Source organism: Micromonospora sp. NPDC005298, from assembly GCF_040607375.1.
In the GTDB taxonomy this organism is placed as follows: Bacteria; Actinomycetota; Actinomycetes; order Mycobacteriales; family Micromonosporaceae; genus Micromonospora.
Genome location: NZ_JBEXGP010000033.1, coordinates 41191 through 60151 on the forward strand (window position 1 = coordinate 41191; position 18961 = coordinate 60151).

General features: G+C 73.4%; 19 protein-coding genes. 12 read left to right on the plus strand and 7 right to left on the minus strand.

Annotated elements, in window-relative coordinates; translation table 11 throughout:
* Positions 1-3: 3 nt before the first annotated feature.
* A complete protein-coding gene (argH, locus tag ABZS77_RS28290; protein WP_354829074.1) occupies positions 4-1467 on the plus strand; it encodes an argininosuccinate lyase in 1464 nt (487 codons plus the stop codon).
* 43 nt (positions 1468-1510) lie between these two features.
* Here argH and ABZS77_RS28295 read toward each other — a convergent pair whose 3' ends face one another.
* From ABZS77_RS28295 to ABZS77_RS28305, 3 genes are all read right to left on the minus strand, one after another.
* On the minus strand, positions 1511-1864 hold the full coding sequence (locus ABZS77_RS28295) for an MmcQ/YjbR family DNA-binding protein (protein WP_354829025.1): 354 nt from the start codon (positions 1862-1864) through the stop codon (positions 1511-1513).
* Positions 1865-1946: 82 nt separating this feature from the next.
* The gene (locus tag ABZS77_RS28300; protein ID WP_354829028.1) at positions 1947-2372 is read right to left on the minus strand and encodes a DNA-binding protein; all 426 of its coding nucleotides are present in this window, start codon (positions 2370-2372) and stop codon (positions 1947-1949) included.
* An 85-nt stretch (positions 2373-2457) separates the two neighbouring features.
* Complete coding sequence (locus ABZS77_RS28305) at positions 2458-2910, minus strand: hypothetical protein (protein WP_354829031.1); 453 nt, start codon at positions 2908-2910, stop codon at positions 2458-2460.
* Between the two features lie 177 nt (positions 2911-3087).
* Here ABZS77_RS28305 and ABZS77_RS28310 point away from each other — a divergent pair, with 177 nt between their 5' ends.
* From ABZS77_RS28310 to ABZS77_RS28330, 5 genes are all read left to right on the plus strand, one after another.
* Positions 3088-3729, plus strand: a complete 642-nt coding sequence (locus ABZS77_RS28310; RefSeq protein WP_354829033.1) for a DNA-3-methyladenine glycosylase — start codon at positions 3088-3090, stop codon at positions 3727-3729.
* A gap of 70 nt (positions 3730-3799) precedes the next feature.
* A complete protein-coding gene (locus ABZS77_RS28315; RefSeq protein ID WP_354829036.1) occupies positions 3800-4885 on the plus strand; it encodes an exo-alpha-sialidase in 1086 nt (361 codons plus the stop codon).
* 2 nt (positions 4886-4887) lie between these two features.
* The gene (locus ABZS77_RS28320; RefSeq protein ID WP_354829039.1) at positions 4888-5163 is read left to right on the plus strand and encodes a ubiquitin-like small modifier protein 1; all 276 of its coding nucleotides are present in this window, start codon (positions 4888-4890) and stop codon (positions 5161-5163) included.
* Between the two features lie 141 nt (positions 5164-5304).
* On the plus strand, positions 5305-6447 hold the full coding sequence (locus tag ABZS77_RS28325; RefSeq protein WP_354829041.1) for an LLM class flavin-dependent oxidoreductase: 1143 nt from the start codon (positions 5305-5307) through the stop codon (positions 6445-6447).
* Entirely contained in the window at positions 6444-7079 is a 636-nt protein-coding gene (locus ABZS77_RS28330; protein ID WP_354829044.1) for an FMN reductase, read from the plus strand. The genes ABZS77_RS28325 and ABZS77_RS28330 overlap by 4 nt, the downstream gene beginning before the upstream one ends.
* Here the strand turns inward: ABZS77_RS28330 and ABZS77_RS28335 are convergent.
* The 3 genes from ABZS77_RS28335 to ABZS77_RS28345 all read right to left on the minus strand — a co-directional run bounded on the left by ABZS77_RS28335 (position 7072) and on the right by ABZS77_RS28345 (position 11698).
* On the minus strand, positions 7072-7947 hold the full coding sequence (locus ABZS77_RS28335; protein ID WP_354829047.1) for a universal stress protein: 876 nt from the start codon (positions 7945-7947) through the stop codon (positions 7072-7074). The genes ABZS77_RS28330 and ABZS77_RS28335 overlap by 8 nt on opposite strands.
* Before the next feature lie 115 nt (positions 7948-8062).
* Positions 8063-8950 carry a universal stress protein gene (locus ABZS77_RS28340; protein WP_354829049.1) on the minus strand — a complete coding sequence of 296 codons (888 nt, stop codon included), beginning with the start codon at positions 8948-8950 and terminating at the stop codon, positions 8063-8065.
* 93 nt (positions 8951-9043) lie between these two features.
* On the minus strand, positions 9044-11698 hold the full coding sequence (locus ABZS77_RS28345) for a cation-transporting P-type ATPase (RefSeq protein WP_354829052.1): 2655 nt from the start codon (positions 11696-11698) through the stop codon (positions 9044-9046).
* 219 nt (positions 11699-11917) lie between these two features.
* On the opposite strand from ABZS77_RS28345, the gene ABZS77_RS28350 reads away from it, so the two are divergent.
* The 5 genes from ABZS77_RS28350 to ABZS77_RS28370 all read left to right on the plus strand — a co-directional run bounded on the left by ABZS77_RS28350 (position 11918) and on the right by ABZS77_RS28370 (position 16598).
* Positions 11918-12430: a helix-turn-helix domain-containing protein gene (locus ABZS77_RS28350; RefSeq protein ID WP_354829055.1), complete on the plus strand. Its 513-nt coding sequence runs from the start codon at positions 11918-11920 to the stop codon at positions 12428-12430.
* A gap of 50 nt (positions 12431-12480) precedes the next feature.
* Positions 12481-13956, plus strand: coding sequence for a serine hydrolase domain-containing protein (locus ABZS77_RS28355; protein ID WP_354829058.1), 1476 nt, complete (start codon positions 12481-12483; stop codon positions 13954-13956).
* A gap of 38 nt (positions 13957-13994) precedes the next feature.
* Entirely contained in the window at positions 13995-14495 is a 501-nt protein-coding gene (locus ABZS77_RS28360) for a GNAT family N-acetyltransferase (protein ID WP_354829060.1), read from the plus strand.
* Between the two features lie 9 nt (positions 14496-14504).
* Positions 14505-15146 (plus strand): hypothetical protein, encoded by a 642-nt coding sequence (locus ABZS77_RS28365; protein WP_354829062.1) that lies wholly within the window; start codon positions 14505-14507, stop codon positions 15144-15146.
* Positions 15147-15272: 126 nt separating this feature from the next.
* Positions 15273-16598, plus strand: coding sequence for a hemolysin family protein (locus ABZS77_RS28370; protein WP_354829065.1), 1326 nt, complete (start codon positions 15273-15275; stop codon positions 16596-16598).
* A 19-nt stretch (positions 16599-16617) separates the two neighbouring features.
* Here the strand turns inward: ABZS77_RS28370 and ABZS77_RS28375 are convergent, their stop codons facing one another.
* Positions 16618-17007 carry a PaaI family thioesterase gene (locus tag ABZS77_RS28375; protein ID WP_354829067.1) on the minus strand — a complete coding sequence of 130 codons (390 nt, stop codon included), beginning with the start codon at positions 17005-17007 and terminating at the stop codon, positions 16618-16620.
* 106 nt (positions 17008-17113) lie between these two features.
* Here ABZS77_RS28375 and tyrS point away from each other — a divergent pair, with 106 nt between their 5' ends.
* Positions 17114-18406, plus strand: a complete 1293-nt coding sequence (gene tyrS / locus ABZS77_RS28380) for a tyrosine--tRNA ligase (RefSeq protein ID WP_354829077.1) — start codon at positions 17114-17116, stop codon at positions 18404-18406.
* The last annotated feature ends 555 nt before the right edge of the window (positions 18407-18961 follow it).

The following is an 18961-nucleotide window of genomic DNA, read 5'->3' on the forward strand; positions in this document are numbered from 1 at the left end:
ACAATGGGCGGCGTGGACGACAAGAGCCTCACCGAGAACAGCGCCGGCACGAACCGGACGAGCCTGTGGGGTGGCCGGTTCGCCGGCGGCCCCGCCGAGGCGCTCGCCCGCCTGTCGGTGAGCGTGCAGTTCGACTGGCGCCTGGCCCCGTACGACATCGCGGGGTCGCGGGCGCACGCCCGGGTCCTGGCCGGGGCCGGCCTGCTCGATCCGGAGGAACTGGGCCGGATCCTGGCGGCCCTGGACGACCTGGAGGCCGCCTGCGCCTCCGGCGCGTTCCGCCCCACCATCGACGACGAGGACGTTCACACCGCGCTGGAGCGGGGGTTGCTGGAGCGGCTCGGCAGCCTCGGCGGCAAGCTGCGTGCCGGCCGTTCCCGCAACGACCAGGTCGCCACGGACCTGCGGCTCTACCTGCGCGACCACGCCCGGGGGGTGGCCAGTCGCCTGGTCGAGCTGGCCGAGGCGCTGGTCGAGCAGGCCGAGCGGCACGTGGACACCGCCGCGCCCGGCATGACGCACCTGCAGCACGCCCAGCCGGTCACCTTCGGGCACTGGCTGCTCGCCCACGTGCAGCCGCTGCTGCGGGATCTGGAACGGCTGCGTGACTGGGACCACCGGGCGGCGATCAGCCCGCTCGGCGCGGGCGCCCTGGCCGGTTCCGGGCTCCCGCTGGACCCGGTGGCCGTGGCCAAGGAGCTGGGTTTCCGGACGTCGTTCGCCAACTCGATGGACGCCGTCGCCGACCGGGACTTCGTCGCCGAGTTCCTCTTCACCACCGCCCTGATCGGCGTGCACCTGTCCCGCCTCGGCGAGGAGGTGGTGCTCTGGACGTCGCACGAGTTCGGTTGGGTGGAGCTGGACGACGCGTTCGCCACCGGCTCGTCGATCATGCCGCAGAAGAAGAACGCGGACATCGCCGAGCTGGCCCGGGGCAAGTCCGGTCGGCTCGTCGGTGGCCTGATGACGGTGCTGACCATGCTCAAGGGTCTGCCGATGACGTACGACCGGGACATGCAGGAGGACAAGGAGCCGGCGTTCGACGCGGTCGACACGCTGGAGCTGCTGCTGCCGGCCCTGGCGGGCATGATCTCCACGATGACGGTCCGGGTGGACCGTCTCGTCGCCGCCGCGCCGGTGGGCTTCTCGCTCGCCACCGAGGTCGCCGACTGGCTGGTCCGGCGCAACGTGCCGTTCCGCGACGCGCACGAGATCACCGGCCGGTTGGTGGCGTTGTGCGCGGCCCGGGAGTGTGAGTTGGAGGACGTCTCCGACGAGGACCTGGCCGCGGTCAGCGAGCACCTCGACCCGTCGGTGCGCGACGTGCTCTCGGTGCGGTCGGCCCTGGCGGCCCGCACCACGCCCGGCTCGACCGGCCCCGGCCCGGTCGCCGACCAGCTCGCCGACGCCGCGGACCGTCTCGTCGGCTGGCGGGAGTGGGCAACCGAGCGGGTCGTACCCCGCTGATCTCGCCGTGGCGCCGGCGCGTGTCGCCGGCGCCACGGTCGGTTCAGGCCGTCGGACGCTCCCGCCTGGGGAGCTTGGCCACCACCATGTCGTACGACGCGTCGACCGCCTCGGTCAGCTCGTCGGGGTCGATGCCGCCGTCGAGGCTCAGCGTGTTCCACCCGGACCGGCCGATGTAGGCCATCGGGCGGGCGTCGCCGGGGTGGCGGTGCAGCCACTCGTCGGCGATCTCGCGGGTCGCGCCGCACTTGATGCCGACCGTGGGTCGTCCGTCGCCGTTGCCGAGGAACGCGAAGATCCGGCTGCCGACCTTCACCACCTCGTCGTTCTCCCACGGCCGGTCCAGCCATGCTCCCGGCTTGGCCAGGCAGTACGCCAGCATCTCCGCGCGTTCCATGGGCGCCTCCTCGTCGTGCACAGTGTGCCCGCCGTGCCCGTCGGTGCGCGCGTGTCGTGCCGGACCGGTCGCCGAGCCCGGATCAGGCGGTCTGCTCGGCCGAGCGTGCCGCGACCCGTTCGTAGCGCTGCCGTGCCGCCTGCGCGCTGCCCAGCCCCAGCCCGTAGGCGATGGTCTGCCAGGTGAGCCCCCGGTCGCGGGCCAGCGTCAACAGCCCCGCCTCCAGGGCGTCCAGCTCGGCGCGGACGTACGGCAGGAGGGTCAGCGCGGCGGTCAGGTCGGCCGCGTCGACCGGTTCCTCGGTGGGCTCGCGCTCGGCCCCGCCGGCGGCCAGCGCGGTGACCAGGGCGACGGCCTCCCACGGGTCGAGCACGAACGGGTGTGCCCAGCGCCCCCGCTGGGCTGCCGAGCCGGCATGCCGGTCGCTGATCCGTTGCAGCGCCTCATGGGTGCGGCGGGCGCGGGCGCGGGCCGGATCGGGCGCGGTGAACAGGTCCTCGGTCGTCATGTCCCGAGCACACACCATGAACGCATCGTTGTCAACAGAATGTTGAAGCCTGGCGGCGCGGCGCGCCGCGCCGCCAGGCGTCACGTCAACGCGCCAGGTCGAACCGGTGCTCGTCGGTGAGGGTGGCGCAGGTCGGGTCGCAGGAGCTGGCGCTCACCACGCCGAACGCGACGCCCCGTGCGAACGGGCGCTCGACCGGGATCACCGCGATCCGCACCTCCTGGGTGGCCGCCGCGCAGGTGACCCGCCGAACGGTGGTGCCCGCGCGCATCGTCTCGCCCACCGCCTGCGCGACCTTGACCGTGAGGTCGAACTCGGTGGCCCTCGAGCAGGTCAGGGTGACCGGCACGAACACCGCCGCGCCGTTCGCGTCGAGCTTGCCGGTGGTGCCGAGCGCGATCGCGGTCAGCGCCCCGTCGGCCTGCGCCGCGGCCCGCAGCGGGACGCTCGCGCTGGCGGACGGGGTGAAGGCCAGGATCGTGGCGGCCGCGACGAGGCCGGTGGCGATCAGTGACCGCCGCATGTTCCGTACCGTCATGGTGACTTCCCTTCGGTGCGGTCGTCGCCTCCTGCGACGACACGCCTCACACACCCCTGGACCACCGCCCGGGTTCCGCCGCACCTCCGAATGACAAATGTGCGACACGAGCCCTGTCCGGTCCGACCGAGGAGGTCGGCCCGACTGCCGGGGCGGCGGGATGGGTACCGTCGGGACATGGACCTGTCGCCCGGTGACCACGCCACCGACGCCGACCTGGCCGCGCTGGCGGACCTGCTCGCCGGCCCTCTGCTGCCGGCGGCGCGCGGGCTGCTGGGCTGTCGGCTGTCCGCCGGCGGGGTCACCGTCCGGATCACCGAGGTCGAGGCGTACGCCGGCACGGCCGGAGACCCCGCGTCGCACGCCCACCGCGGCCGCACCCCGCGCAACGAGGTGATGTTCGGCCCCGCCGGACACGCCTACGTCTACTTCACCTACGGCATGCACTGGTGCATGAACGTGGTCACCGGGGTCGAGAGGGAGGCCTCCGCCGTGCTGCTGCGCGCCGCCGAGGTGGTCGACGGGCTGGGCGCGGCACGGGAGCGTCGGCCGGCCATCCGACGGGACGTGGACCTGGCCCGCGGCCCGGCCCGGCTCTGCGCGGCGCTGGGCATCGACCGTGCGGCGTACGGCCGGTATCTGTTGGGCGACGGGCCGGTCCGGTTGCGCCCGCCGGCGCGGCCGGTGCCACCGGAGGCGGTTGTCGCCGGCCCGCGGGTCGGTGTGACGGGCGCGCACGACCTGCCGTGGCGGTTCTGGCTCGACGGCGACCCGACGGTCAGCGCGTACCGGAGGCACGTGCCCCGCGTCCGGCGCTGACACCCTCCGAACTGTCGGGGGATGTGGCCATAATCACCCGGATCCGCTCACCGACGATTCGGAGGACGTCATGGCAACACTGCTCGCGATCGGTACGGCCAAGGGTCTGTTCCTCGCCACCAGCGCCGACGACCGGCGCAGCTGGGAGATCACCGGCCCGCACTTCTCGATGAGCGGCGTGTACGCGGTCGCGGTCGACACCCGTCGCGCCACCCCGCGCCTGCTCGCCGGAATGACCAGCTCGCACTTCGGCCCCAGCGTCGCCACCAGCGACGACCTCGGCGCCTCCTGGGACGAGCCCGACCACGCCCCGGTCGCGTTCCCGGCCGACACCGGCGCCTCCCTCGGGCGGGTCTGGCAGTTGACGCCGGCCGGCCCCGACGAGCCGGACGTGGTCTGGGCCGGCACCGAGCCGTCGGCGCTGTTCCGGTCCACCGACGGTGGCCGCAGCTTCGAGCTGGTCCGCTCCCTCTGGGATCATCCGCACCGTCCGCAGTGGGACGCCGGTTTCGGTGGCCAGGCGGTGCACACCGTGCTGCCGCACCCGCGCGACCCGGCCCGGGTGCTGGTCGCCATGTCCACCGGCGGCGTCTACCGCTCGCAGGACGCGGGGGCGAGCTGGGCGCCCGGCAACACCGGCATCCGCGCCTACTTCCTGCCCGACGAGTGGCCGGAGTTCGGCCAGTGCGTGCACAAGGTCGCCCGCGACTCCGGCAACCCCGAGCGGCTGTACGCGCAGAACCACCACGGCGTCTACCGCTCCGACGACGACGGCCGCACCTGGTCCTCGATCGCGGACGGGCTGCCCAGCGACTTCGGCTTCCCAATGGTGGCGCACCCCTCGCGGCCCGGCACGGTGTGGGCGTTTCCGCTGGTGGCCGACAGCGAGCGCTTCCCCGTCGACCATCGCTGCCAGGTGTTCCGTTCGACCGACGCCGGCGCGAAGTGGGAGTCGCTGTCGGTGGGCCTGCCCGACGGTCCGTTCTATCCGGCGGTGCTGCGCGACGCGATGTGCGCCGACGACGCCACCCCGGCCGGGGTCTACTTCGGCACCCGCTCCGGTGAGGTGTACGCGAGCCGCGACGAGGGCGACTCCTGGTCGCTGGTGGCCGCACACCTGCCCGACGTGCTCTGCGTCCGCGCCGCGGCGGTCTGAGCGTGGTCACCGTGCTGCTGCCCGGCCCGCTGCGCGGCGAGGCCGGCGGCGCCAGTCGGGTGAGCGTCTCCGCCACCGGCACGCTGCGGGCGGTCCTCGACGAGCTGGCCGTCGCGCATCCGCGACTGGCCCGGCGGCTCCGGGACGAGCGGGGCGAGCTGCGCCGCTACGTCAACGTCTACGTCGACGGTGAGGACTGTCGGCACTCGGGCGGGCTGGCCACGCCGGTCGGTGCGGACGCCGAGGTGCGGGTGCTGCCCTCGGTGGCCGGCGGCTGAGCTCGAAGGGACGGTGTCCGTTTCGGGCGTGATCCGCGCCACCCCGAGATAGGCCGCCCACGGAATAGTTGCGTCGTCAAATAAGTTGTGAGCTGCGTCCGGGTACCAGAGGGGACCCGGTAGACACGCGAGGAGCTGGTCATGCAGTTCGGAGTCTTCACCGTCGGCGACGTCACGGTCGACCCGACCACCGGTCGGGAGCCGACCGAGCATGAGCGGATCAAGGCGATGGTCGCCATCGCGCTCAAGGCCGAGGAGGTCGGCCTGGACGTCTTCGCCGCGGGCGAGCACCACAACCCGCCGTTCGTGCCCTCGTCGCCGACCACGATGCTCGGTCACATCGCGGCGCGCACCGAGCGGCTGCTGCTGTCCACCGCGACCACGCTGATCACCACCAACGATCCGGTGAAGATCGCCGAGGACTACGCGATGCTCCAGCACCTGTCCGACGGCCGCGTGGACCTGATGATGGGTCGCGGCAACACCGGGCCGGTGTACCCGTGGTTCGGCAAGGACATCCGCGCCGGCATCCCCCTCGCCATCGAGAACTACGACCTGCTGCACCGGCTGTGGCGCGAGGACGTGGTCGACTGGAAGGGCAAGTACCGCACGCCCCTGCAGTCGTTCACCTCGACGCCGCGCCCGCTCGACGGTGTGCCGCCGTTCGTCTGGCACGGCTCGATCCGCAGCCCGGAGATCGCCGAGCAGGCCGCGTACTACGGTGACGGCTTCTTCGCCAACCACATCTTCTGGCCCAAGGAGCACACCCAGCGGATGGTCGGCCTCTACCGGCAGCGGTACGCGCACTACGGCCACGGCACCGCCGACCAGGCCATCGTCGGTCTCGGCGGGCAGGTGTTCATGCGGCGCAACTCGCAGGACGCGGTCCGGGAGTTCCGGCCGTACTTCGACAACGCCCCGGTCTACGGGCACGGGCCGTCGTTGGAGGAGTTCACCCGGGAGACCCCGCTGACCGTGGGCAGCCCGCAGCAGGTCATCGACCGCACGCTCGGGTTCCGCGAGTACGTCGGTGACTACCAGCGCCAACTGTTCCTGATGGACCACGCGGGGCTGCCCCTGAAGACGGTGCTGGAGCAGCTCGACCTGCTCGGCGAGGAGGTCGTTCCGGTGCTGCGCAAGGAGTTCGAGGCGCTGCGCCCGGCGCACGTGCCGCAGGCGCCGACCCACGCCTCGCTGGTCGCCGCCGCCGGTGGCGCCAAGGACAGCACCGTGCACGCCGTCGACGACGTGACGGGCAAGGCGCCGGAGGGGGCGACCCGATGACCCGCCGTACCCTGGCCGTGGTCTCGGCGGGGCTGAGCCAGCCCTCGTCGACCCGGCTGCTCGCCGACCAGCTCGCCGCGGCGACCCGCGACGAGCTGGTCCGGCGCGGCCACGAGGTGGAGCTGCGCGTCGTGGAGCTGCGGGAGTACGCCCACGACGTGGTGAACAACATGCTCACCGGGTTCCCGCCGACCGCGCTGCGCGAGGCCGTCGGCGCGGTGACCGGGGCGGACGGGATCATCGCCGTCACCCCGATCTTCAGCGCCTCGTACAACGGTCTGTTCAAGTCCTTCTTCGACGTGTTGGAGGCGGGCTCGCTCGTCGACCGACCGGTGCTGATCGGCGCCACCGGCGGTACCGCCCGACACTCGCTGGCCCTGGAGCACGCCGTCCGCCCGATGTTCAGCTACCTGCGGGCGGTGGTGGTCCCCACGGCGGTCTTCGCCGCACCTGAGGACTGGTCGGACGGCACCGCGGACGGCGCGTTGCGTGGTCGGATCCGGCGTGCCGCCGGGGAACTGGCCGATCAGGTCGAGCGTCGGCCGCCGGCGAGCGGCCCCGCCGACCCGTTCGCCCTCACCACCGACTTCCTCCAGATGCTCGGCCGGGGTGGCGACACCACGGTCAGCTGACCGGGTGGGCGACCAGCACCGGGCAGTGCGCGTGCTGGATCGCGGCCTGACTGACCGAGCCGAGCAGCAGCCCGGCGAATCCGGACCGGCCCCGGGTGCCGACGACCAGCAGTGACGCCGCTCCGCTGGCCTCGACGAGCCCCTGGGCCGGGCCGGCCGCCCGGACCGGATGCTCCCGCACCACCAGATCGGGATGCTCGGCCCGGACGGCGGCGGACGCGTCGGCGAGCAACCGCACCGCCTCGGCCTGGTACGCGGCCTGCGACTCCTCGATCTCCTCCGGCACCGGGCGGTCCCCGTCCGGGGGCGGGCTGACGTGCGTCAGCACGAGCGGCACGTCGCGCAGCACGGCCTCCTGCGCGCCGTAGCCGACGGCGAGTCGGGACGACTCGGACCCGTCCACGCCGACGAGCACCGGCGCGTCCAGCGGGATCGGCTGCTCGTCGGGTCGGACCACCAGCACCGGGCAGTGCGCGTGCGCGGCGACCTGCGCGCCCACCGAGCCGAGCAGCAGCCCGGCGAACCCGCCCAGCCCACGGCTGCCCACGACCACGAGGTCGGCCCGGCGGGACTCCTCGACCATCGTGGCGCCGGGGCCGCCGGCGACCTGGCGCACCTCGACGGTGAGACCGGGCCACCGGTCGGTGAGGTCCGCCGCCGTACGCTCCAGCATCTTCTGCGCCTCCTCGGACGGCGCCGGCACCCCGAGGTCGTACGGGTTGAGCGGCACGCCGTAGCCGAGCGGGTGCAGGTAGCCGTGCACCAGCCGCAACGGGCGGGACCGGAGCAGCGCGACGCGGGCCGCGTGCTCGGCGGCGACGAGGCTGGACGGTGATCCGTCCACACCCACCACGACAGGTCGGTTCATCGGCTGCTCCCTGGGTCGGTCAGGCCATTGTCGGCGCACCCACGGCGCGACGCGGGCATTTGCCGGTTCGCGTCACCGCGTCGGACGGGTGCCGACGCGGTGGGCGTACGAGGTGTCAGCTCTGCCGATCCTCGCGGTTGCGGACGATCACCACCGGGCTGTGCGCGTGGTGCAGCACCGCGTGGCTCACCGAACCGAGCAGCATGCCGGCCAGCGCGCCCCGTCCGCGTGCCCCGACCACGGTGAGCTGCGCCGCGGCCGACTCCTGCACCAGCATCCGCGCCGGCGCGCCGTACGCGACGTGTCGCCGTACCGGCACGTCGGGATAGCGCTGCGACCAACCGGCGACCGCCTCGGCGAGTTCCCGCTCCTCCTCGGCGACGAGCGCGTCCACGTCGTATCCGATCGGCAGGAGGTCGGACGGCGCGACCGGGATGATCCAGGCGTGCACGGCCACCAGCCCGGTGCCCCGCAGTGAGGCTTCCTCGAAGGCGAACCCCAGGGCCTCGGTGGACAGGGCCGAGCCGTCGACTCCGACCACCACCGGTCCGTCGGCGCGGGCCTCACCCTTGACGACGAGGACGGGGCAGCCGGCGCGGGCGGAGACCTGAACCGCCACCGAACCGATCAGCAGCCCACCGAAGCCGCCCAGGCCCCGGCTGCCGAGCACCAGCAGCGCGGCGTCCCGGGCCTCGGCCAGCAGCACCGGCGTGGGGGCACCGTCGACGACCGCGCTGGTGACGGCGAGATCCGGCGCGACCTTGCCGGCCTCGGCCACCGCGTCCGCGACCAGCTGTTCGGCCTGGCGCCGGAACCCGGAGTCGGTGGGGGCGCCGGGCGCCGGCTCCATGGACACGCCGTAGAGCGCCCAGATGAACGCGTGCACGACCCGCAGCGGACGTCCCCGCGTCACGGCCTCCCGGGCGGCGACACGCACCGCCTCCAGCGCCGACGTCGAGCCGTCCACCGCCACCACCACGGGGGCACCAGATCTGATGGTCATTTCCGTCCTCCTTCGTTGCGCCTCCATCGTCCCCGCGGAGCTGGCCGGACGGTCAGGGGCGGAGGGTAGGGGACCCGGGGGTCTTTGGTCCCGTCACGCGGCGCCCACCGCCTCCTCGCTCCGCGACTCCGGGGCGGCATCGCCGTCCCGCGCCGGGCCGTCGTCACCGTCGGGTCGTCGCGCCGGCGGCGTCGCCGGCCGGCGCCGGGTCAGCCGCAGCACCAGCGCGGGCAGGACGCTCACCACCGTGCAGGCCAGCAGCACGCCCGGTGTCAGGGGGTCGGTGCCGAGCAGGTCCCGCAGCGGGGCGATCAGCACCCCGCCGACCTGGAGCAGCGCCGACACGGCGACCGCGACGAGGAGGCCGGGGTTTCCGTGCCGCGCGCCGGCCGGCCGGGGCGCCCGGACCGCCAGCGCGACGCCGAGCTGGGCCAGGCCGAGCACCACGAAGACCACCGACTGCCAGGGCAGGTCCCTCCCGGCCGCGACCACTCCCGCGCCGAGCACCACGGCGGCGATGAGGGCACCGGTGACCAGGACGTCCCTGCCGAGTCCGGCGCCGAGCACCGACTCCTGGGGCGAGCGGGGTGCCCGGCGCAGCGTGCCCGGCTCGGCCGGTTCGGCGCCGAGGGCCACCCCGGGTACGCCGTGCGTCAGCAGGTTCACCCAGAGGATCTGGGCGGGCAGCAGTGGCACGGCAAGCCCGAACAGCGGCCCGACCAGCATCACCAGAATCTCGGCCACCCCACCGGAGAGGGCGTACCGCAGGAACCGGCGGATGTTGTCGTAGATGCGCCGTCCCTCGCCGATGGCGGTGGCGACGGTCGACAGGTCGTCGTCGACCAGGACCAGGTCGGCGGCCTGGCGGGCGACCTCGGTGCCGCCGCCCATCGCCACCCCGATGTCGGCGCGGCGCAGCGCCGGGGCGTCGTTGACCCCGTCGCCGGTCATCGCGACCACGTGTCCGCGGGCCTGGAGGCCGGCGATGATGTCGAGCTTCTGTTCCGGTTGGGTCCTGGCGTACACCCGGGTGTCCGGGTGCGGCGTCGCGTCGTCGTCGCCGCGGGCGAGGGGGTCGCCGTCGCGCCAGAGCCCGAGCTGGGAGCCGATCGCGGCGGCGGTGGCCGGGTGGTCTCCGGTGATCAGCAGCAGCCGTACGCCGGCGGTGTCGAGACTCTCGGCGATCTCGGGGGCGCCCGGGCGCAGCGGGTCACCGACGGCGACCAGCCCGAGCGGGCGCAGACCGGTCGGCGCGGCGGGGTCCGGCGGGGTGTCCACCAGGGCCGCGGCGACGGCGAGCACCCGCAGTCCCTCCCCGGCGAGCCGGTGCGCGGTGCGGGTCAGCGCGGCGATCTCGTCGTCGGTGGCGTCGAGCAGGGGCGCGCCGAGAACGCTCTCCGGAGCGCCCTTGCAGACCACGAGGTGGCGCTGGTCGCAGGAGCGGTGCACCGTCACCATCCGGCGCTGGGTCTGGTCGAAGGGGTGCTCGGCGACCCGGGGCCAGGCACCGCGGGTGGCCTGCGGGTCGAGACCGCACCGGGCCGCGAAGGCGACGAGCGCCGCTTCGAGGGGGTCGCCGACGGCGCCCCAGTCGGGTCGTTCGGCGTCCGGGGGTGACAGGGTGGCGTCGTTGCAGAGCAGCCCGGCCCGCGCCAGCCGGCCCAGCTCCTCGGGTACGGCCACCGCCGCGCCGTCGCGGTGGACGGCGCCGTGCGGGGCGTACCCGCTGCCGGTGACCCCGTACCGCGTCCCGTCGGTGGTGACGGCCCGCTGGACGGCCATCCGGCCCTGGGTGAGGGTGCCGGTCTTGTCCGAGGCGATCACGGTCACCGAACCGAGCGTCTCGACCGCGTGCAGCCGGCGCGGAATGGCGTGCGCGACCGCCATCCGGCGCGCGCCGAGCGCCAGCGCGAGGGTCACCACCGCCGGCAGTGACTCGGGTACCGCCGCGACGACCAGGCTCACCGCCGTGATGGCCATGTCGACCACCGGTCGGCCGCCGATCACGCCGATCGCGAAGACCAGCCCCGACAGCGCGACCGCGAGCAGGCCGAGTGTGCGGCCCAGGGCGGAGAGCCGGCGCTGAAGTGGCGTGGCGGTGGGCCGGGTGCCCGCGACCAGCGTGCTGATCCGGCCCAGCGCGCTCGCCGGTCCGGTCCGGAGCACCGTGCCGTCCGCACGCCCGGTGGTGACCACCGTCCCGGCGAGGGCCTCCTGGCCGGCGGTCCGCCCGACGGGCACCGACTCACCGCTCAACGCGGATTCATCCAGTTGCAACCGGTTCGCCTCGACCAGCAGCAGGTCGGCCGGCACGATGTCGCCGGCCTCGACGCGGACCAGGTCGCCGCGGACCAGGTCGGCGGCGGGTACGGCCAGGTCCCGGCCGTCGCGGACCACCCGGGCGGCGGGGGCGGCGAGCTGGCCCAGCGCGGCGACGGCCCGGTCCGCGCGGATCTCCTGCACCACCCCGATGACCGTGTTCACCAGTACGACCAGCACGATCACGGCCGTGTCCGGGTAGTCGCCGAGCACGGTGGTGACCACGGCGGCGGCGAGCAGCAGCGCCACCAGGGGATCGGTGAGCTGGCGCAGCACCCGTACGGCCAGGTGCCGGCGTGGTGGCGGTGCCACGGTGTTGGGTCCGTCCGCCCGCAGCCGGGCGGCGGCCTCCTGCGCGTCGAGCCCGACCGGGACGGGCTCGCCGACGGCGCCTTCCAGCGTCTGGTTCTGTCCGCTGGTCTTCGCCACCGTGCGCTCCCCACCCTCGTGCGGCGCGTCGCGGGCACGCCGTCTTCATCCACCCTCGCGCGACGGGTTCGGGGCAGGCAGGGGCATTGCGCCCGCCGGAGCCGGGACCAACGGCCCGTGTCGGTCCCGGTCGCGGCACCGGGCCGGGTCCGACCTGCGTCGCAGGACGACGACCGATTACTACTTGCACGGAAGTACGTATGTTCGTAGTATCGATCCGTGACGCAACTCGAAGATCGACTGGCCGCGCTGGAGACCCAGGTGGCCGCCTTGACCGAGCGCCTGACGTCGGCCCCCGCCCCATCCGAGACACCCCCCGCACCCGAGGGCACGTTCTGGGCGCTGGACGGCCTCAAACAACGCCTGCCGTCCGACGGCACGGGCGCCGTGCTCTACACCGGCACCGTCCGCGTCGCCGACCAGCACTACGACTGGCAGTACGGGCGCACCGTCGACGACCTGCTCGACGGCGACTGGACGGAGCTGGCCGCCACCCTGTCCGCGCTCGCCCACGCGGTGCGGCTGCGGCTGCTGCGGGAGGTTCTCGGCGGCCGGCAGGGCACCGGCGAGCTGGCCGAGATCGAGGAGTTGGGCACCACCGGCCAGCTCCACCACCACCTGCGCCAGCTCACCGCCGCCGGTTGGCTGCGCAGCGTCGGCCGAGGCCGGTACGCCGTCCCCGCCGAACGCGTGGTGCCGCTGCTTGCCGTCCTCACCGCCGCCGGCCGCTGAACCGGTCACCCCGTCGCGCCCCGCTGAACACCCCCGACCGAAGGAGCACCATGCGGAGAGCAACCGTCACCACCCTCGTCGTCGCGCTCGCCGCCGGCCTCGTCGGGGCCGCGCTGATGCCCCGCGTCCCCCGCCTCGGGGTGCAGGCGACAGGCGATCCCGACCTGGCCCGCACCGCCCGGGCCGCCGTACCCGACCCGAAGGGACACCGCGGGCTCGCCGTCGCCCTGGTCGAGAACGGCCAGGTCCGCACCGCCGGCCTGGGTGACCGGGACCGGACCGGCCGGCCCGTCGAGCCCGGCACCTCGTTCGAGATCGGCTCGGTCACCAAGGCGCTCACCGGCATGCTCCTCGCCGACCAGGTCGCCGCCGGGGTCGTCCGCCCCGACGACCCTCTCGGCGCCACCTGGCCCACGGTCACCGGCCCCGCCCGCGACGTGACGCTCGCCGAGCTGTCCAGCCACCGCGCCGGCCTGCCCCGGCTCGCCCCCGGCGGCATCCTGGGCTGGGCCCGCATCCTCTGGTCCAACGTGTCCGGCGGCAACCCGTACGCCGGGCAGGACACCGACGCCATCCGCAGCGCCGCCGACCGGGTCACCCCCGACGGCGACGAGCGCGGCGAGGTCCACTACTCCAACCTCGGGCCGTCCGTGCTCGGCCACGCGCTCGCCGCGAAGGCCGGCGTCGCGTACACCGATCTGCTGCGTGAGCGGCTGCTCCGGCCGCTCGGGATGAACGCCACGGTGATCGCCACCCACGCCGACGACCTGCCGGCCGGCCGCGCCCACGGCGGTCGGGCCGCCGGCCGGCCCCTGGACACCTGGTCGGGAGTGGGGTACGCCCCGGCCGGCGTCGGCCCCTGGTCCACCGCCGAGGACCTGGGCCGGCTGGCCGCCGCGACCCTCGCCGGCACCGCGCCGGGCGCCGACGCCACCACGGCCCGCTTCCGTGAGGACCAGGACACCCACATCGGGTACGGCTGGTTCACCACCCGGCACGGCGACCACGAGGTGGTCTGGCACAACGGCGCGACCAGTGGATTCCGCTCCTACATCGGTCTGGAACGGGCCACCGGCCGGGCGGTGGTGGTGCTCGGCAACACCGACAGGGGTGTCGAGCCGATCGGGCTGCGACTGCTCGGCGTACCGGAGAAGGAGGCGGGGGAGGCGGCACCGGTGGCCCCCGTCTGGATCGGCGCCGGTCTCGCGGTGGCGTTCACCTTCCTCGGCGGCCTGTCCCTGCTCGGCACCGCCCGTCGCCGCGAGCTGGACCGGGTCACCCTGGTGGCGGCGGTGGTGTGGGCGTTCGCCTACCTCGGGCTGGCACACCGGATGGGCGACTGGTCGGTGGTGCCGGTCTGGCTCTGGCCGATCGGGGCCGGCCTGTCCGCGGCGGGAGCCGCACTGGCCGTGACCCGGTGGCCCGACCTGCCGGTGGTCGACGCGCGGGTGCCGTGGCGTCGCCTGCTGTCGGTGGCCAGCTCCCTGCTCGCCGCCACGCTCGCGGTCGCCGCCGTGAGCGACTGAGCGAGTCGCGCGGGCCCGCCGTTGCGTACCCTCGTCCGATGACGTCTGATCTGCGGCTGCGCCCGGTCCGGGAGGACGACCTCGTCGAGTTCTTCCTGTACCAGCAGGACCCGGAGGCCACCCGGATGGCCGCCTTCGTCGCCGAGGACCCGACCGACCGTCGGGAGTTCGCCCGGCACTGGGCGCGGGTGCTCACCAACCCGGCGAACCTGGTCCGCACCGTCGAGGTCGACGGCGACGTGGTCGGCTACGTGAGCGCCTTCCCGGTCGGCGACCAGACCGAGGTCAGCTACTGGATCGACCCGCAACGGTGGGGCCGGGGCCACGCCACCGCGGCCCTGGCCGCCCTGCTGCGCGAGCTGCCCCGACCGGTGCGCGCCCGCGCCGCGAAGGACAACGCCGCCTCCCTCGCGGTGCTGCGCAAGTGCGGCTTCGTCGTGGTCGGCGAGGATTCGGGGTACGCCAACGGCCGCGGCGAGGACGTCCAGGAGTGGCTGCTGGAACTGCCCGCCGACGCCCCTGACCTGGTCGGGCACTAGTCTCGCGGCGTGAACTGGTTGGATCTCGTCGGCTGGGCCGGCTCCGCGGTGCTGGTCTGGTCCCTGTTGCAGTCGCGCATCCTGCGGCTGCGTGCGCTCAACCTCCTCGGCTGCCTCGTGCTGATCGGCTACAACGCCGCGATCGAGGTCTGGCCCATGGTCGGGCTCAACATCGTGCTCACGGTGATCAACCTCTGGTACCTGCGGGGGATGCTCGCCACCCGGCACGACGAGAAGACCTACCAGGTGGTCGAGGTCGGCGTCGGCGACCAGTTCCTCGCCCACACGCTGCGGGTGCACGGCGCGGACATCGCCCGGTTCAACCCCGACTTCCACTGGGACCCGGACGCGCCCGGCCGCTCCGCGTTCCTGGTGGTCACCGCCGACGAGGTGGTCGGTGTGGTGCTCTCGCACGCCGAGGCCCGCGGAATCGCCCAGATCGACCTCGACTACGTGACCCCGAAGTTCCGCGACTTCACCCCCGGCGAGTTCGTCTACCGGCGCAGCCGCCTCTTCACCGAACGCGGCTTCCACCGGGTGGTCAGCCCGCCCGGGATGCTCGCCCCCTACTACCACCGGCTCGGCTTCCGCCCCGAGGGCGGCTCGTACGTCCTCGACCTGCCGGCGTCGGCGACAACCGAATCGGCGTAGCGTCACCCGGGCAGGATTCGGTCGACGCCGCACGGGGCACAGAAGCGCGTACGCCGGGCGGGCTCGCCGACCGGCGGGCGTCGCGCGTACCCGCCGGCGTCACCACCACGAGGGAGCGAACCGGGCGTGCAGAGCTACGGGAGCCAACTGGCCCTGGTCGGAATCCTGGTCGTCATCAACGCGCTCTTCGCCGGCAGTGAGATGGCGTTGGTGTCGCTGCGGGACAGCCAGATCCAGCGGTTGGAGCGCACGAGCCGGGCCGGCCGGGTGCTGGCCCGCCTCGCGAAGGACCCGAACCGCTTCCTGGCCACCATCCAGATCGGCATCACCCTGGCCGGCTTCCTGGCCTCCGCCGCCGCCGCGGTCTCCCTGGCCAAACCACTCGTGCCGCTGCTCGGGATGTTCGGGAGCGCCGCCGACACGGTGGCGATCGTGGTGGTCACCCTCGCGCTGACCTTCGTCACCCTGGTCTTCGGCGAGCTGGCCCCCAAGCGGATCGCCATGCAGTCCGCCGAGCGGTGGGCGTTGCTGGTGGCCCGCCCGCTGGACCTCCTCGCCAGCGTCACCCGCCCGGCCGTCTGGGCGCTGGGCGCCACCAGCGACCTGGTCGTCCGTCTGGTCGGGCTCAACCCGAAGCACCAGCCGGAGGAGATCGGCCCGGACGAGCTGCGCGACATCGTCGCTGGCAACCACGGCTTCACCAAGGAGCAGCGCACCATCATCGCCGGTGCCGTGGAGATCGCCGACCGGCGGTTGCGGGCTGTCCTCGTACCCCGGTTGCAGGTCTTCACGCTCGACAGCGGGACCACCGCGGAGGCCGCGCGTCTCGTGCTGGCCGCCACCGGACACTCCCGTGCGCCGGTGGTGCGCCACGGCGGCCTGGACGACACGGCTGGTGTGATCCACCTGCGTGACCTGGTGGGTGTCCCCGACGACCGGCCGGTCGACGAGATCGCCCGGCCGCCGATGCTGCTGCCCGACTCGCTGCCGGTGGTGGACGCGCTGCGCCAGTTCAAGGCCGAACGCCAGCACATCGCCCTGGTCGTCGACGAGCGCGGCGCCGTCGACGGGATCGTGACGCTCGAGGACATCCTGGAGGAGATCGTCGGGGAGATCTACGACGAGACCGACCGGGACGGCTACTCGGTGCGCCGCGAACCGGACGGCGCGCTGGTGCTGCCGGGCACCTTCCCGGTGCACGACCTTCCGGACATCGGTGTCGAGCTGCCGTCACGCCCGGACGGCGACTACACCACCGTCGCCGGGCTGGTGCTGGCCCGACTCGGGCACATCCCCACCGTGGCCGGCGAGGACGTGACCCTGGACGGCTGGGTGCTGATGGTCACCGACATCGACCACCGGGCCATCACCGAGGTACGACTCAGCCGGGTGCCCGACGAGACGGACGCCGAACAGGACGCCGAGCCGGTGCTGGACGAGGCCCGCAGCTGACCCCTGGGCCGCCGCCGGCCTAGTCGCGGGACAGGTTCTGGAGGCGGACCTGACCACGGGCGACCAGTCGCTCGTCGGCGTCGGTGATCTCCACCTGCCAGAGCTGCTGGCTGCGGCCCCGGTGCACGGGCGTGCCGACGGCGGTCAGCTCGCCGTCCCGGACGGCCCGCAGGAAGTCGGTCTGGTTCGACACGCCGACGACCGTCCCCCGGTCGGCCAGCCAGAGCGAACCACCGACGCTGGCCGCGGTCTCCACCACCGAGCAGTACACCCCGCCGTGCTGGATGCCGAACGGCTGGTGCAGCTCCGGTCGGACCTGCCAGCTGATGACCACCCGGTCGGCGGTGGCCTCCTCGAACGTGAGTCCGAGCAGGGCGACGAACCCACCCGTCAGATCCGGCTTCTCCACGGCAAAACCCTCCTCGATCAACGGGGCGCAAGCCTAACCGGGACGGGTTGCGCGAAACCCGGTACGGGTCGAGGCGGGCGATGGGGGAGAATCGGTGACCGTGACCGTGACCGACAGCAGCCCCCCGCCAACCGAGCGGGACTCCCTGACCGACGACCTGCTCTGGCGTGGTCTCATCCAGGACACGACCGGCCTCGACGAGCTGCGCGAGCTGCTCGACGGCAGGGCTGCCGCGACCTACTACGTGGGCTTCGACCCCACCGCCCCGAGCCTGCACGTCGGCAACCTCATGCAGGTCCTCATGGCCCGCCGGCTGCAACTCGCCGGCCACCGCCCGTTGCTGCTGGTCGGCGGGGCGACCGGGCAGATCGGTGACCCGAAGGAGAGCGCCGAACGGGCACTCAACCCGCTCGACGTGATCGCCGGCTGGGTGGAGCGGATCCGCGAGCAGCTCGCGCCCTTCGTGTCGTACACCGGCGACAACGCGGCGCAGCTGGTCAACAACCTGGACTGGACCGGCGAGATGTCGATCGTCGAGTTCCTCCGCGACGTGGGCAAGCACTTCCCGGTGAACAAGATGCTCGCGCGGGAGGTGGTGCGTGCCCGGCTCGAGACGGGCATCAGCTTCACCGAGTTCAGCTACCAGCTCCTGCAGGCCAACGACTTCTACGAGCTGCACCGGCGGCACGGCTGTCAGCTCCAGTTCGGTGGCTCCGACCAGTGGGGCAACATCACCGCCGGCGTCGACTACGTCCGTCGGCGCGGCGCGGGGCCGGTGCAGGCGTTCACCACGCCCCTGGTCACCAAGGCCGACGGCACGAAGTTCGGCAAGAGCGAGGGCGGCGCCGTCTGGCTCGACCCCACCATGACCAGCCCTTACGCGTTCTACCAGTTCTGGCTCAACGTGGACGACCGGGAGGTCGACCGCTACCTGCGGTACTTCAGCTTCCGCTCCCGCGACGAGTTGGAGGAGTTGGCTAAGGCCACCGCCGAGCGGCCGGCGGCCCGGCTGGCCCAGCGGGCGCTCGCCGAGGAGCTCACCACCCTGGTGCACGGCCCCGAGGAGGCCCGGCAGGCGGTCGCCGCCAGTCAGGCGCTGTTCGGGCGGGGGTCGCTCGACGACCTGGCCCCGGAGACGCTGCGCGCGGCGTTGACCGAGGCGGGCCTGGTGCGCCTCACCGGCGAGCTGCCCGACGTCGCCGGCCTTCTTCGGGACTCCGGGCTCGTGAACGGCCTCAAGGAGGCCCGCCGCGTGATCGCCGAGGGTGGCGCGTACGTGAACAACAACCGGGTGACCGAGGTGGACGCCGCGGTGTCGCCGTCCGACCTGCTGCACGGCCGGTACCTGGTGCTGCGCCGTGGCAAGCGCTCCTTCGCGGGCGTTGAGCTGGGCGGATAGTCCACCGTCGACGATGTGACCGGGGACGCGTCCGGCGGATTTGACGATCACTCCGCCGGACGCGTAACTTTCTCTCTGCCAGCGCGGAACGGACGAAACAGGCGAAAGCCAAAGCGGCCGGAGCGCGGCGAACGGCCTCGGGGCCGGGCGGGCACGCCCGCCGGATCCCGACCGGGAGGTGCCACCAGAAACGCCGCGAGGCGGATTTGGCGCGGCGAAACCGACCGGGTATGGTTGGCAGCCGGCAGGGCACCGGGCGGGTCGCGGGAAACCGCGACGGCCGGCCTGCCGAATCCGTGACGAGAGCGGCGCAAGCCGGTCGAGACATGGTGCCCGCATTACCGGATGAAGCACGACGAACCGCGAAACACCGGTTTGACACGGCAGAAACGGGCGGGTAACGTAGTAAAAGTGCCTGGCGCTGAAAGCGCCGGGACGCAGAGCGGAAAAGCCCCGGGCTGGTTCCACTGAGTGTGGTTCTTGGTTTGGTGTGTGGTTGTTCTTTGAGAACTCAACAGGGTGCTTGTAAAGCCAGTGCCAATTATGATTTATACC

Excerpts from the sequence above, each read along its gene's own strand:
- ABZS77_RS28335 (WP_354829047.1), bottom strand. The coding sequence starts at position 7,947 with ATGAACCGACCTGTCGTGGTGGGTGTGGACGGATCACCGTCCAGCCTC.
- ABZS77_RS28300 (WP_354829028.1), bottom strand. The coding sequence starts at position 2,372 with ATGACGACCGAGGACCTGTTCACCGCGCCCGATCCGGCCCGCGCCCGC.
- ABZS77_RS28305 (WP_354829031.1), bottom strand. The coding sequence starts at position 2,910 with ATGACGGTACGGAACATGCGGCGGTCACTGATCGCCACCGGCCTCGTC.
- ABZS77_RS28295 (WP_354829025.1), bottom strand. The coding sequence starts at position 1,864 with ATGGAACGCGCGGAGATGCTGGCGTACTGCCTGGCCAAGCCGGGAGCA.
- ABZS77_RS28310 (WP_354829033.1), top strand. The coding sequence starts at position 3,088 with ATGGACCTGTCGCCCGGTGACCACGCCACCGACGCCGACCTGGCCGCG.
- ABZS77_RS28330 (WP_354829044.1), top strand. The coding sequence starts at position 6,444 with ATGACCCGCCGTACCCTGGCCGTGGTCTCGGCGGGGCTGAGCCAGCCC.
- ABZS77_RS28360 (WP_354829060.1), top strand. The coding sequence starts at position 13,995 with ATGACGTCTGATCTGCGGCTGCGCCCGGTCCGGGAGGACGACCTCGTC.
- ABZS77_RS28315 (WP_354829036.1), top strand. The coding sequence starts at position 3,800 with ATGGCAACACTGCTCGCGATCGGTACGGCCAAGGGTCTGTTCCTCGCC.
- ABZS77_RS28355 (WP_354829058.1), top strand. The coding sequence starts at position 12,481 with ATGCGGAGAGCAACCGTCACCACCCTCGTCGTCGCGCTCGCCGCCGGC.
- ABZS77_RS28325 (WP_354829041.1), top strand. The coding sequence starts at position 5,305 with ATGCAGTTCGGAGTCTTCACCGTCGGCGACGTCACGGTCGACCCGACC.
- ABZS77_RS28340 (WP_354829049.1), bottom strand. The coding sequence starts at position 8,950 with ATGACCATCAGATCTGGTGCCCCCGTGGTGGTGGCGGTGGACGGCTCG.
- argH (WP_354829074.1), top strand. The coding sequence starts at position 4 with ATGGGCGGCGTGGACGACAAGAGCCTCACCGAGAACAGCGCCGGCACG.